Source organism: Novosphingobium sp., assembly GCF_036733805.1.
Lineage (GTDB): Bacteria > Pseudomonadota > Alphaproteobacteria > Sphingomonadales > Sphingomonadaceae > Novosphingobium.
Genome location: NZ_DAIMZT010000002.1, coordinates 17,032 through 30,285, shown reverse-complemented (window position 1 = coordinate 30,285; position 13,254 = coordinate 17,032). Strand labels below are relative to the sequence as shown.

Genomic DNA, 13,254 nt, shown 5'->3' with positions numbered 1-13,254 from the left:
CCAATTACGAATCGCTTGATCCGAACTCCGGGGCGCCCGCGGCCACTATCAGATATTGCCCCGTCTTAGCGAGAGCTTCGGCACTTTTCGTCCACTGGCAATGGCCGCACCGCGCCCCGAGAGCGATGGATTGGTCATGAAATAGCGGTGAAGGTTGAACGGCTTTTCGATCTCTCTGACGCGTTCGTAAGTGCCGTCAGGGCCGAGAACCCAGCTCTGTTCGGTGTCGAGCAGATTGGCGAGCATGACCTGATCCAGCACCTGGTCATGCACCGTTTTGTTGCGCATCGGCACCATCACTTCCACGCGCCGATCAAGATTGCGGCTCATGCCATCGGCCGAGGTTATGTAGACCTTGGCGCGTCGGTTGGGTAAGTGCGCGCCATTCGCGAAAGCCCATATGCGGCCATGTTCGAGAAAGCGGCCGATCACCGATTTGACCGCGATATTTTCCGAAAGGCCGGCAATACCGGGCCGGAGGCAGCAGATGCCGCGCACCACCAGATCGATGTCGACGCCTGCCCGGCTCGCCTCGTAAAGCTTGTCGATCAACTCCGGATCGGTCAGTGAGTTGAGCTTCGCCCAGATCTCCGCCGGTTTACCTGCCTTGGCATTGGCGATTTCCCCGTCGATCAACTCGTTCAGCTTGGAACGCATCGATATCGGAGAGATCGCGAGCAGTTCGGTGCGCTTGGGCTCGACATATCCGGTAATGAAGTTGAAGAGCCGGCCGACATCGCGGCCGGCCGCCGGGTCAGCGGTAAAGTACGACAAGTCGGTATAGATGCGCGCGGTAAACGGGTGATAATTGCCAGTGCCGAAGTGGCAATACGTGCGATAGCCCTCGCCCTCGCGCCTAACCACCATCGAGACCTTGGCGTGCGTCTTCCAGTCGACGAAGCCATAGATCACCTGCACGCCGGCGCGTTCAAGTTGATTGGCCCAGAGCAGGTTCTGTTCTTCATCGAAGCGGGCTTTCAGCTCGACCACGGCGGTGACGGACTTGCCCTGTTCCGCTGCGGCGATGAGGGCGGATATGATCGCCGATTGCTTACCTGCGCGATAAAGCGTTTGCTTGATGGCGATCACGTCCGGGTCCCGCGCGGCCTGGCGCAGGAAATCGATCACTACCTCGAAACTTTCGTAGGGGTGCTGGATGACGATGTCTTTCTCGCGGACGGCGGCGAAGATGTCTCCATCGTGCTCGAGAATGCGTTCGGGATAGCGCGGGGAATACGGTTCGAACTTCAGTTCGGGTCGATCCTCGTCGCAGATGGCGGCAAGGCCGGCAAAGCCGATGATGCCGTCGGTCTTCATGATAAGCGCCTTGTCGAGGCCCAGCTGCATGCGCAGCAACTCCTCGGCGGCCGGGTCGAACTTGCCCTGCAGTTGCAGGACGATCACCAAGCCACGACGGCGACGCTGAATGGCGGTGCGAAAATAGCGTACCAGATCTTCGGCATCTTCCTCGATCTCCAAGTCGCTGTCGCGCAGGATGCGGAAAACGCCGTGGCCGTTCAGGCGGAAGCCGGGAAACAGTTCTCCCGCGTTGCGGCAGATCAGATCCTCAATGCTGGTCCACGCCGGGTTTTCGCCGGGAATGCGCACGAAGCGGGGCAACGGCGCGGGGATGAGCACCATTTCCATGACTGGCGCATCATCAGCCAGGCGCGTCAGCGAGAAAAGAATGCCGATGCCCTGATTGGAGACAAAGGGAAAGGGATGCGCCGGATCGATTGCCTGCGGCGTAATGACCGGCATGACATGCTCTAGGAAATAGTTCCTGAGCCAGTGTTCGCGATGATGGTCCAGCTTCTCGTCACCGATGACCGCGATTCCCGCGGTGGCAAGCTCGGCCCTGAGCCCGCGCCAGACCCTTTGCTGGATTTCCTCCAGCGCCAGCACTTTTTCGTGAGTGGCGGCGAGCGCTTGCGAGGGCGTTATCCCGTCGATCGAGATTTCTTCGATTTGGCGGCGCACCTGTCCGGCCAGGCCGGCCACGCGCACCATCAGGAACTCGTCAATATTGCTGCCCGAGATCGAGAGAAAGCGCAGCCGTTCCAGCAGCGGATAATTGGGATTGGTGGCTTCGGCGAGCACGCGTTCGTTGAAGGCCAGCCAGCTCAATTCGCGATTGAAATATCGCGCAGGCAGGACGCTCAATTCGGAGGTCTCGCAGAGTTCCGCTTCGTTCGACGGGGAGGGCGTTTCGAGCATGGCCTTCATTTCAGTTTCAAGGCCCCCTTGCATGCCATGATGACAGTTTCGGGGCAATCGTGGCAACCCGAGACCCGCGCGGAATTTCAATGGCACCGTTGCTATTCGCGCTCCGTCCCGGTGGGGCCACAATCCCTTGCGCCTTTTGTCGCGTGCTGTCCGTCAGGAAAGATGCCCGCGATCGCCAGCGCCGCTCCTAGACGGGAAAGCGTTTCCAACATATCGCCCACACTTTCCTCTATAATCACCAGTTCCAGAGTCTTGCGCGTGGCCGAGGCACCGCGGTCGCGCAAACTGGTGACCAGTTCAAGAATCACCGCCTCATGCTCGGAAACGTGAGGGCATGCCAGCGGACAGAACGCCAGTGTTTCCAGCGCATCGCGATTGAACAGCATCATCGCGCGATGAAACGGCTGGAGCCCACCGATCATCCGCCACCGAGCAAAGGCGGGCGCCAGCAACTGGGCCGGACAGCGCTTGCCAGCGATTGTCGCCACCCAGGCGCGCATGGACCAGATGAGGAAACGGCATCCCTCGTCCAAGGTATCGAGAGGACGGTCAACGTACCGATACATGTGATAGCTCCAAAGGCTTGTATATGATAATGATTATCAATATCTATTGATACGAGGCTTGGCGCTTTCGTCAAGCCTCGCCCGGACCGGCGCTTGTCATGGGGCGCCGGTTTCCTCCTGTAACCTTGCCGGGGCGGTCCTATCGTAAATCTTTCCCAGCCTTTCCGCCCCGGCCCCTTTTTGGGCAGACTTCCCCATTCGTGCGGGCAAGCTTGCGACGCGCGAACAGGCAGCCTCCAAATGGAGCCTCGAAACGCAGTAAGTGCATGTGACATAAGGGGTTGGTTAACTTCCGTCAGATAAGATGCACCATTCCGCAGAGAAAATAGAATGGACGGAGAGTGCTCAGTTTCAAGGCAGAGATACTTGAATTGATCGCGAAAGGTGCGCCGCTGGCAGAGGTGATGAACCGCATGTGCGGGTTTATCGAGGTCCGCTTTCGTGGTGTCATCTGCTCGGTTCTGATGGTCGACCGCAGCGGCACCCTTCATCCGCTTGCGGCGCCGAGCCTACCGGACGCCTATTCACGGTCGCTGACCAATTTGGCGATCGGGCCCAATGCCGGTTCTTGCGGAACCGCCGCTTATACCGGGAAGCCGGTAGAGGTCACCGATATTGCGACCGATTATCGCTGGGCGCCATATCCCGCCTTTCAGGCCGCGACTCAGTCTCTGGGATTCAAGGCGTGTTGGTCATCACCTTTGGTCGATACCTCAGGAATCGTTCTGGCCACATTCGCGCTCTACTTCGATGAAGCCCGTGGCCCTACCGCGGAAGAGCGGGATGCGGTGACCGTATGCCTTCACTTGTGCGATCTTGCTTTCGCTCGTCACCAGAGAGTGATTGAGCGCGAGCGGCGCGCGAATACGGATGCTTTGACCACATTGCCCAATCAGGGCAGTTTCGCCCGCGCCCTGGCGCATCTGAAGTGCAATGACCCCGGCGCCTGGGCGCTGTTGCTGATCGATCTGGATAATCTGAAGGTCGTCAACGACACGTTCGGACACGCGGTAGGCGACAAACTGCTGCAGGACGTGGCATCTCGGCTGGCGCGCTTTGCCCTTCCAGACAGCGCGTTCCGCGTCGGCGGCGACGAGTTCGCCGTGCTGATTAAGGATCCGGAGAGGTTACGGGAGCTCGCGGGCACCGCCTCCGCCGTTGCCCAAATGCTCGCGGTTCCGGTGGAATATGAGCATTTCTCGCTTGTCCCGGAAGCGACCATGGGGGGAGCGGTCGTCTCAGGAAACGAGTGCGGCCCGGATGCGGTGCGCCGCAATGCAGACCTTGCGCTTTACCACGCCAAAGAGACGCATCGGGGCGGATTTGTCCGTTATTGGCCTGGCATCGACACTCGGATGGTCGCGCGCCTCTCATCGATCGAAAGCGTCGATGTCGCACTGAGGGAAGGGCGCATCGACGCCTGGTATCAGCCGATCGTACGCCTTGCCGATCATCGGATCGTTGGGCTTGAAGCGCTCTGCCGGATGACCACGGTGACCGGCGAAGTCGTGCCGGCATCAACTTTCGCTGAAGCCACGAGCGATGCGCGCGTCGCGTCCGTGCTGACGCATCATATGTTGGCGGCGGTATGTGACGACATGCGGAACTGGCGTGATCTGGGCATCGACTTCGGCAGGATGGGCGTGAACGTCACCGCCGTGGATTTGCGCGGGGGCCGATTGGCAGCCGCGTTGGATGACATCTTCGTTGAAGAAGAATTGCGCAATCGCCTCGTTCTGGAGGTGACCGAGAACGTCTATATCGGCGATCACGACAGGACGGTGATCCGGGCCATCGGAGCGCTCAAGGAGCGCGGCGTCGGCATAGCGCTGGACGATTTCGGCACCGGCTATGCCTCCTTGACGCACTTGCTCGACTTTCCGGTCGACTTCATCAAAATCGACCGGTCCTTCACGGCCCGGCTTCCCGACGACGCCGTCAGTGAAACGATTATCGCGGGGTTGGTCGCCATCGCCCGTAAGATCGGGGCGGCTGTCACGGCCGAAGGGGTGGAGACGACCGCGCAGGCGGACGTGCTCAAGCAGTTGGGCTGTGGGTATGGTCAGGGCTTTTATTTTGCGAAAGGCGTCGACCGTGCCGAGACCGTGCGATTGCTGATGCGTCACGCGGCCGCCAATCAGCACGCCATTCCGCTCGCCAATTCGTCCGTGCCGGCGAGTTGCGCAGTAGAAACACGTTCCGCACCATCCCGGCGCACCCGTGCTTGATTGAATTGCGATACGAGGAGGGATTCTCTCCTCCGCTTATGCCGGGGATTCCCCCAGACTTATCCACAGGGTCGGCAAGTCGCTGTAGGACGGGCGGATATGCGCCCTACATCCGCGTCGCACGAACCGCCGCACCACCGGCGAACGGTGCGACGGCAAGGAGGACCAAGCTTGCCGCACCCGTCAGGGCCAGGCCGCTTTGGCCGCCGGCGCCCAGGCTGCCCGCGCCGAAGATCAGCACCGGCACTGCCATGGGGATCACCAGCAGTCCGGATAGCGCCGCGCCGCCGCGCAGACCGGCTGTCAATGCCGCCACTGTCACTCCCAGCGCGGCGAGTCCCGGCGTACCCGCCAGCAGCCCGATCTCGACCGTACGGAGGGTGGCGCTGTTTAGGCCGAGCAAAGCGGCTGCGGGGAGGGCGGCGAGCATCAGTGGCGGGCCGAAGCTCAACCAATGAGCCAACACCCGCACGGCGATCACCATTTCCTCTGTTATACCCCGCAGCGTCCATTGATCGAACATGCCAAGCTCGATGTCCGGTTCAATCAGCCGATCCAGCGGCAGGATGGCGGCCAGCAGAGCGGCGACCCAGATCACCCCGCCTCCCGTGCGGGCAAGCAACGGGGCGTCCGGCCCGACGGCGAAGGGATAAAGCATTGCCACGGCGAGAAAGAACAGCACTGGCAATATGGCGCCACCACCGCGCCCGCCATGCAGGAGACGGGCAAGGTCACGCCGCAGCAGAATGCCGACTTGCCCGCTCATACCTGATATTCCGCCAGCGCCAGCCCGCCCATGCCTGGCAGCTGAAAGGGCTGATGCGATGCGATCATAGCAATACCACCGGCCGCGCAATGCTCGGCCGTCAGTGTCTCCATCAGTTCCACGGCGTGGCCGTCCAGCCCGTTGAGCGGTTCATCCAGCAGCCACACCCGAGCTTCCTGTCCGATCAGCCGGGCCAGGGCAGCCCGCTTTTTCTGCCCGGTGGAAAGATAGCGCACCGGCACGTCCAGCAATTCTGAAAGGCCCAGCCGTTTCAGTTGATTGCCGGCGGCTTTGTCCAATCGTTGCCAGAAGCCCAGCGCTCGTCCAAGCGGCAAGGCGGGATCCAGCGCCGGCCGCTCATCAAGGAGGCCAACCGGGCCGGCAACCTTCACGGTTCCCGCAAAGGCGGGCGCCAGCCCTGCCACAATGCGTAACATGCTGGATTTGCCGATCCCGTTGCTGCCGGTGACATGCAGCGCTTCGCCTGCGTTCAGGCGCAAGGACAGGCCGCGAAACAGCACCCGGTCGCCGCGTCGGCACGCAAGATCGGTAACGGAAACGGCGGCCCCTTGCATCAGCAGGTGCGATAGTTGAAAGCAGCCGGGCTGCCAAGGAGAGCGAGATGACCATTCCCCGCCTGACTGATGCCGAGCGTGCCGTGGTTCTTGACGAACTGGCGGACTGGGCGCTCAGCGGCGATGGGCTGGCGATCGAGATCGATCTTGAGTTCGACGATTTCAATGAAGCATTCGGCTTTATGGCCCGCGTTGCGCTCCATGCGGAGAAGGTGGATCATCATCCGGAATGGTCCAACGTGTACAACAAGGTCCATGTCCGGCTCACCACCCATGACGCTGGCGGGTTGAGCGCGCGAGATGTGAAAATGGCGCGATTTATTGACGGGTTGATCTGAACGGCTTGCCGCCGTGGTCAGACCATGGTTTCCGGGCGGACGAGGCGATCGAAAGTGGCCCCATCCACTAACCCGAGTTCCAGCGCCGCCTCGCGTAAAGTGCGCCCGTGCGCGTGTGCGTGCTTGGCGATCCGCGCGGCGTTGTCGTACCCAATCTCGGGCGCGAGCGCCGTCACCAGCATCAAGGATCGCTCAACCAGTTCAGCTATCCGCGCGCGGTTGGGCTTTATGCCTTCGACGCAGCGTTCGGCGAAACTCGTCATTCCCACTGACAGCAGGTCGATCGAGCGGATCACCGCCGCGCCTATCATCGGTTTGAACACGTTGAGCTCAAAGGCGCCTTGAAGGCCGCCGATCGTCACAGCCTGATGATTGCCGATCACTTGCGCGGCTACCATCGTCAGCATTTCGCATTGGGTCGGGTTAACCTTGCCGGGCATGATCGAGCTGCCCGGCTCATTGGCGGGCAATTCCAGCTCGCCCAGGCCGGATCGGGGGCCAGAGCCCAGCAGGCGGATGTCGTTGGCGATCTTGGTCAGCGAGACCGCCAGCGTCGAGAGTGTCGCGGAAAGCTGCACAAGGGCGTCATTGGAGGCGAGCGCCTCGAACTTGTTCGGCGCCGTTGCGAAATCCCGCCCGGTCAACCGGGACAGCTCGGAGGCCATGGCTTCTCCGAACCCTTCAGGCGCGTTCAGTCCGGTGCCCACCGCCGTGCCCCCCTGGGCAAGCCGCCGCACGAAGCATTCGGCTTCGAGGATGCGCTGGCGGCCGTCCTGCAGTTGCTGGACGTAGCCCGAGAACTCTTGCCCCAGCGTTATCGGCGTGGCGTCCTGCAAGTGCGTGCGGCCGATCTTGACCACATCCTGCCAATCCCGCGCCTTGACATCCAGAGCGTCGCACAGTCGATCCAGGGCTGAAACAAGCTTGTCATGTACGGCCAACGCCGCTGCTACGTGCAGCGCGGTGGGGAAGCTGTCGTTCGATGACTGCGCTTTATTTACGTGATCGTTGGGATGGACCGGCACCTTGCCGCCGCGCTTGCCCGCCAGGATTTCATTCGCCCTGCCGGCAATCACTTCGTTGACGTTCATGTTGGTTTGGGTGCCGCTGCCAGTCTGCCAGATGACCAGCGGGAACTGGTCGTCAAGCTTGCCGGCCGCAACTTCGCCGGCCGCAGTTTCTATGGCATCGGCAAGATGGGCATCCAGGCCGTGCGCGCGGTTTACTTTGGCCGCCGCCTGTTTGACCAGCGCGAGCGCACGCACGATAGCGATCGGCATGCGCTCTGTGACGCCGAAAGGGAAGTTTTCGATGCTGCGCTGCGTTTGTGCACCCCAATAGGCTTGGGCGGGGACATCGATTTCACCGAGGCTGTCGGCTTCGCGGCGGGCTTTCATACCGTTTTGCTTCCCTGACTGCGGCGCTCATGAATATCGTAACAAAGGGCCGGGGCGCGAAGGGTTCCAAAGGCTAAAACCGGAAGCCCTTCGACACTGCCCAGGCAAAGGCGCCCGCGATGACGATGCCGATCAGCGCTTTGACTGGCGACCAGCGCAAATCGCCGACGGTTTCGCCTTCGCTGACGGCGCGCCGGCCGGTAATCATCGCGCGCACAAGATTGAGACGCTTCCAGCCAAAATAAAACGCAATCGCCGCGATGTGCAGGCCCACCAGCGCAAGCGTTATGTTGAAGGCCGTTTCATGAACCTCTGCCGCGGAGCGGGCCTGGTCGAAGTTGATGTAATCCGCCAGCGGGCCCGATTCGATGCCGTCTATGTCGATTGCAAACAGGCCGGTGGTCACCAGGGCGACCAGCACGGCTAGCATGGCGATCACGCTCCAGCCGCCGAGAGGGTTGTGCCCGTCGGAACTGTGACCCGGCCGCGCGCCTAGCGTTCTTGCATAAGCGAGAACCGAGTTGGGACCACGTACGAATTGCGAGAAACGCGCCGTTCGCGATCCGGCAAACCCCCACCATATCCGGAAAACCAGTAACGCTAGGATGCAATAGCCCGACAGACGGTGCCACTCCATCTCCTCGTTCTCACCGCTCCACCACGAAAACGCCATGAGCGCCACAAGGAGCCAATGGAATGTTCTGACGGGAAGGTCCCAGACACGGGTTGAGCCGACGGTGGTGGTCTCGGTCATGGTTATGCCCCTGTTAGATTCTCAGGTCCGCTGACAACAGCTGACCTGAGAATACAGAAAACAAAGAACAATCGCGCACGATCGGGTTTATAATCCGGTAGTACTTAGTGTTCCTTGTGGAATTGGCGATGGCAGGCGGCGCATGTGCCTCCGACCACTTTGAACTGTGCGCCGATCGCTGCAGCGTCTCCACTGTTGGCTACGGTCACCAGCTTGTCGGATTCGGCGATCAGCTTCTTCATATCGGCATCAAAGGTCGCGCGATCGGTCCAGATCACAGGCAGTGCATCGGTCTTCACACCGGCGGACGGGCCAGTGCCCGCGGGGAACAGAGCGCCCTGCAAACGACCGTTTGCGGCGATGGTCTTGGCGGCGGCAAGCATTTTCGCCTTGTCGGCATTTCCGGCGAGTTCGGTCTTCAAGACCTTTGCCGCGGCACCCATCTTCCTGAAGTTAGCTTTGCGTGCGGAAATAATGGCGCTGGCAGAGGGCGATACCGCCGCCAACACGCCGCTCGCGGCCATGGCGGAAAGAGCGATCACGCCGGCAGCGGCAAGGGCAAGGGACTTCATGTGCTTCATAGAGGTAATTATCCTTGGGGGGATGGAACTCAATTACGCGAGAGGGTTACCGCAGGATATGGGGTATTCGCAAAGACATTCTGTTGCCTTGCGCACATTGCCGTCCGTCCGCTGTCGGCGAGCTGAATGGTGATCTCGCGGGTATCGGGTTGATATGGACGGAGCGTTGGGCCCGCGTCTCGCGTGCTGGTGAAGGTTACAATGAGCCTATCGCCAGGAAGCGTTCCTCACGCTGGCGGACGAGTGCCGCAGCGGCCTTGCCTTCCAGCGCCTTGAGTTCGCGGCTTAGCGCTTCGGCCAGCGCTTGCGCGGTGGCGGCGGGATCGCGATGGGCACCACCGGTGGGTTCGGGCACCACGGCATCGATCACTTCGAGCGCGAGCAGGTCTTGCGCCGTCACTTTCATGGCGGTGGCCGCATCAGCCGCCTTGTTCGGTGTGCGCCACAGGATCGAGGACGCCCCTTCGGGCGAGATCACTGAATAAACCGCATGTTCCAGCATCAACACCTTGTTGGCGCTGGCCAGCGCCACCGCGCCGCCCGAGCCGCCTTCGCCGACGATCGCGGCGACCATCGGCACTTCCAGGGCAAGGCAGGCTTCGGTCGAACGGGCAATGGCCTCGGCCTGGCCGCGCTCTTCGGCCTCGACGCCGGGAAAGGCGCCGGACGTGTCGACCAGCGTAACCACCGGCAGGCCAAACTTGCCGGCCATTTCCATCAGGCGGATCGCCTTGCGGTAACCCTCGGGTTTGCCCATGCCGAAGTTGTGGCGGATGCGCGTGGCCGTGTCCTGGCCCTTTTCATGGCCGATCAGCATCACTTTGCGCCCGTTCAACCGCGCAAGACCACCGATGATCGCTTGATCCTCGCCATAAAGACGATCGCCGCCCAGCGGCACGAAGTCCGTGAAGGCCAGCCGGATATAATCAAGGAAATGCGGCCGTTGCGGATGGCGGGCCACTTGCGTCTTCTGCCAGGGAGTGAGCTTGGCGTAAGTGCCTGCCAGCATGCCGGCGCTTTTCCGTTCCAGTCGCGCGATCTCGCTTTCGATATCAAGCTCGCTGCCGCTGGCTGTCGCGCGCAATTCCGCGATGCGCGCTTCCAACTCGGCGATCGGCTTTTCGAAGTCCAGGAACGAAGTCATGCTTTATTCCTCTTCGCAAGCCACTCTTCCAGCCACTTGATCGTATAGTCCCCGCTATTGAACTCCGGGTCTTCCAGCAGCGCCTGGTGAAGCGGAATGGAGGTCTTCACGCCTTCGATCACCATCTCTTCCAGTGCGCGCTTCAAACGCATGATGGCGCCTTTGCGGGTGCGACCGGAGACGATCAGCTTTCCGATCATCGAATCGTAATAAGGCGGAATGCGGTAACCGGCGTAAAGCCCGCTATCGACGCGCACGTTCATCCCTCCCGCCGCGTGATAGTTGGCGACCAGGCCGGGCGAGGGTGCAAAAGTCCAGGGGTCTTCCGCGTTGATGCGGCATTCGATGGCGTGACCCTTGAACTCGATCGCGTCCTGTTCGAACGAAAGCGGTTTGCCGTCAGCGATGCGGATCTGCTCGCGCACCAGATCGACCCCGGTGATCGCTTCGGTCACCGGATGTTCCACCTGCAGGCGCGTGTTCATCTCGATGAAGTAGAACTCGCCGTTTTCCCAGAGGAACTCGATCGTGCCGGCGCCCCGATAGGCCATGTCGGCCATGGCCTTCGCCACGAGGCCGCCCATGCGATCACGTTCCTCGGGGATGATGACAGGGGAGGGGGCCTCTTCCAGCACTTTTTGGTGGCGGCGCTGCAGCGAGCAATCGCGTTCGCCCAGATGCACTGCGTTGCCTCGGCCGTCGCCGAACACCTGGAACTCGATGTGCCTCGGATTACCGAGGTACTTTTCCATGTAAACGGTGTCATCGCCGAAGGCCGCTTTCGCTTCGGAGCGGGCCTGACCCATCTGGCTTTCCAGTTCGCCCTCGTTTTGGACGACCTTCATGCCGCGTCCGCCCCCGCCAGAGGCAGCCTTGATAAGCACCGGATAGCCGATCTCCGCCGCAAGCGCCTTTGCTTCCGCCACGTCCGTGATGGCGCCGTCGGAGCCGGGCACCAGCGGCAGGCCAAGGGCGCCGGCGGTGCGTTTGGCCTCCACCTTGTCTCCCATGGTGCGGATGTGCTCCGGCTTGGGGCCGACCCAGGCGATGCCATGCGCCTCGACGATCTCTGCGAACTTGGCGTTTTCTGAGAGAAAGCCGTAGCCGGGGTGAATCGCATCGGCCTGCGTGATTTCGGCAGCCGAAATGATCGCGGCCACGTTCAGATAGGAATCGCGCGCCGGGGGCGGGCCAATGCACACCGCATGGTCGGCCAGACGCACATGCATCGCATCGGCATCGGTGGTGGAATGCACCGCGACGGTCTCGATCCCCATCTCGTGCGCGGCACGATGAATGCGCAGCGCGATTTCGCCCCGGTTGGCAATCAGCAGGCGGGAAATAGCCATGGAACGGCGGCCCTCAGGCGATCACGACAAGCGGCTGATCGTATTCGACCGGCTGCTGGTTCTCGACGAGGATGGCTTCGATCGTGCCCGCCTTGGGCGCCGTAATCTGGTTCATCACTTTCATGGCTTCCACTATCAGCAGCACGTCGCCTTCCTTCACGGTCTTGCCAACGCTCACGAAGTTGGACGCGCCCGGTTCGGCGGCGAGATAGACCGTGCCGACCATAGGCGACTTTACGGCATCGACCGGAACGGGGGCCGGCGCGGCTTCAGGAGCGGGAGCAGGCGCCGAGGCGGGGAGAGGTGTCGCGGCCAGCGGCAATGCCGGCGCTAGCGCGGCGTTCATCGCCTGCACCAATTGGCGGCTTACGCGGATCTTGCGATCGCCATCCTCCACCTCGATTTCGGAGAGGCCGGTTTCCGCCAGCAATTCAGCCAGCTCGCGAACCAGTGCGCTATCGATATTCACGCGACTTCCTTTCGGTCTAGATATCCGAGCAGCATGGCCAGCGTGGCCTTCATGTCCTTGCGATGGACCACCATGTCCACCATGCCATGGGCATGGAGATACTCGGCGCGCTGGAAGCCCTCGGGCAGTTTTTCTCGGATCGTGTCTTGTATAACGCGCTGGCCAGCGAAACCGATCAGCGCCCCCGGCTCGGCGATGTGAATGTCACCGAGCATGGCATAGCTGGCGGTGACGCCACCGGTAGTGGGGTCAGTTAAAACGACGATATAAGGCAGGCCGGCAGCGGCAAGGCGCCGGGTAGCCACGGTGGTCTTGGGCATCTGCATCAGCGAGAGGATGCCTTCCTGCATTCGCGCCCCGCCTGCCGCGGTGCAGATGACATATCCGCATTTCTCGGCAATCGCCCTTTCCGCGCCGGCGACGAAAGCCTCTCCCACCGCCATGCCCATTGAGCCGCCCATGAAAGCGAAGTCCTGTACCCCCAGAACGGCCCTGGCGCCCTGGATACTGCCGAAAGCATTGGTCAGCGCATCGGGGAACGGATTGGCGGCGCGAGCGGCCTTCAAGCGATCAGGATACTTCTTGGTATCGCGGAAACCCAGCGGGTTTTCAGGTACGTGCGGGGTGGGCAGAACGGCATAACCGGGATCAAGGATCTGCTCGAAGCGCGCTTTGGCTCCGATGCGGCCATGATGCTCGCAGCGCGGGCAGACGGAAAGGTTGGCCTCAAAATCCTTGGCGAACAGCATCTCGCCGCAGTTCGGGCATTTCATCCAGAGATTGTCCGGCGTGTCCCGCTTGGCGAGGCTCGAAAGCGAATTGCGGACCTTGCTGAGCCAACTCATTACCGTGCGTACCAAT

The 13,254-nt window shown here is 61.6% G+C and carries 13 protein-coding genes; 2 read left to right on the top strand and 11 right to left on the bottom strand.

Annotated elements, in window-relative coordinates; all coding sequences use genetic code 11:
* Nucleotides 1-48 precede the first annotated feature (48 nt).
* Nucleotides 49-2,217: an RNA degradosome polyphosphate kinase gene (locus tag V7D69_RS00785; RefSeq protein ID WP_414690945.1), complete on the bottom strand. Its 2,169-nt coding sequence runs from the start codon at nucleotides 2,215-2,217 to the stop codon at nucleotides 49-51.
* Between the two features lie 101 nt (nucleotides 2,218-2,318).
* A complete protein-coding gene (locus V7D69_RS00780; RefSeq protein ID WP_324061834.1) occupies nucleotides 2,319-2,792 on the bottom strand; it encodes a hypothetical protein in 474 nt (157 codons plus the stop codon).
* Nucleotides 2,793-3,133: 341 nt separating this feature from the next.
* Between V7D69_RS00780 and V7D69_RS00775 the strand changes: the two genes are divergently transcribed.
* A complete protein-coding gene (locus V7D69_RS00775; protein ID WP_333604832.1) occupies nucleotides 3,134-5,020 on the top strand; it encodes a bifunctional diguanylate cyclase/phosphodiesterase in 1,887 nt (628 codons plus the stop codon).
* A gap of 106 nt (nucleotides 5,021-5,126) precedes the next feature.
* On the opposite strand, the gene V7D69_RS00770 is transcribed toward V7D69_RS00775, so the two are convergent.
* Together V7D69_RS00770 and ccmA are read right to left on the bottom strand one after the other, a co-directional pair.
* Entirely contained in the window at nucleotides 5,127-5,786 is a 660-nt protein-coding gene (locus tag V7D69_RS00770; protein WP_324061838.1) for a heme exporter protein CcmB, read from the bottom strand.
* Nucleotides 5,783-6,361, bottom strand: a complete 579-nt coding sequence (ccmA, locus tag V7D69_RS00765; RefSeq protein ID WP_324061839.1) for a heme ABC exporter ATP-binding protein CcmA — start codon at nucleotides 6,359-6,361, stop codon at nucleotides 5,783-5,785. Before ccmA ends, V7D69_RS00770 begins: the two co-directional genes overlap by 4 nt.
* 47 nt (nucleotides 6,362-6,408) lie before the next feature.
* Here ccmA and V7D69_RS00760 point away from each other — a divergent pair, with 47 nt between their 5' ends.
* Nucleotides 6,409-6,699, top strand: a complete 291-nt coding sequence (locus tag V7D69_RS00760) for a 4a-hydroxytetrahydrobiopterin dehydratase (RefSeq protein WP_333604831.1) — start codon at nucleotides 6,409-6,411, stop codon at nucleotides 6,697-6,699.
* Nucleotides 6,700-6,716: 17 nt separating this feature from the next.
* On the opposite strand, the gene fumC is transcribed toward V7D69_RS00760, so the two are convergent.
* From fumC to accD, 7 genes are all read right to left on the bottom strand, one after another.
* Entirely contained in the window at nucleotides 6,717-8,096 is a 1,380-nt protein-coding gene (gene fumC / locus V7D69_RS00755; protein WP_333604830.1) for a class II fumarate hydratase, read from the bottom strand.
* 73 nt (nucleotides 8,097-8,169) lie between these two features.
* Nucleotides 8,170-8,850: a cytochrome b/b6 domain-containing protein gene (locus tag V7D69_RS00750; RefSeq protein WP_333604829.1), complete on the bottom strand. Its 681-nt coding sequence runs from the start codon at nucleotides 8,848-8,850 to the stop codon at nucleotides 8,170-8,172.
* A gap of 104 nt (nucleotides 8,851-8,954) precedes the next feature.
* Entirely contained in the window at nucleotides 8,955-9,431 is a 477-nt protein-coding gene (locus tag V7D69_RS00745) for a c-type cytochrome (RefSeq protein WP_333604828.1), read from the bottom strand.
* 196 nt (nucleotides 9,432-9,627) lie between these two features.
* Entirely contained in the window at nucleotides 9,628-10,575 is a 948-nt protein-coding gene (locus V7D69_RS00740) for an acetyl-CoA carboxylase carboxyltransferase subunit alpha (RefSeq protein WP_324062888.1), read from the bottom strand.
* Nucleotides 10,572-11,924 carry an acetyl-CoA carboxylase biotin carboxylase subunit gene (gene accC, locus V7D69_RS00735; RefSeq protein WP_333604827.1) on the bottom strand — a complete coding sequence of 451 codons (1,353 nt, stop codon included), beginning with the start codon at nucleotides 11,922-11,924 and terminating at the stop codon, nucleotides 10,572-10,574. Before accC ends, V7D69_RS00740 begins: the two co-directional genes overlap by 4 nt.
* 13 nt (nucleotides 11,925-11,937) lie before the next feature.
* Nucleotides 11,938-12,393 carry an acetyl-CoA carboxylase biotin carboxyl carrier protein gene (gene accB, locus V7D69_RS00730; RefSeq protein WP_324062884.1) on the bottom strand — a complete coding sequence of 152 codons (456 nt, stop codon included), beginning with the start codon at nucleotides 12,391-12,393 and terminating at the stop codon, nucleotides 11,938-11,940.
* Entirely contained in the window at nucleotides 12,390-13,238 is an 849-nt protein-coding gene (gene accD, locus V7D69_RS00725; protein WP_324062882.1) for an acetyl-CoA carboxylase, carboxyltransferase subunit beta, read from the bottom strand. The genes accB and accD overlap by 4 nt, the downstream gene beginning before the upstream one ends.
* Nucleotides 13,239-13,254 lie beyond the last annotated feature (16 nt).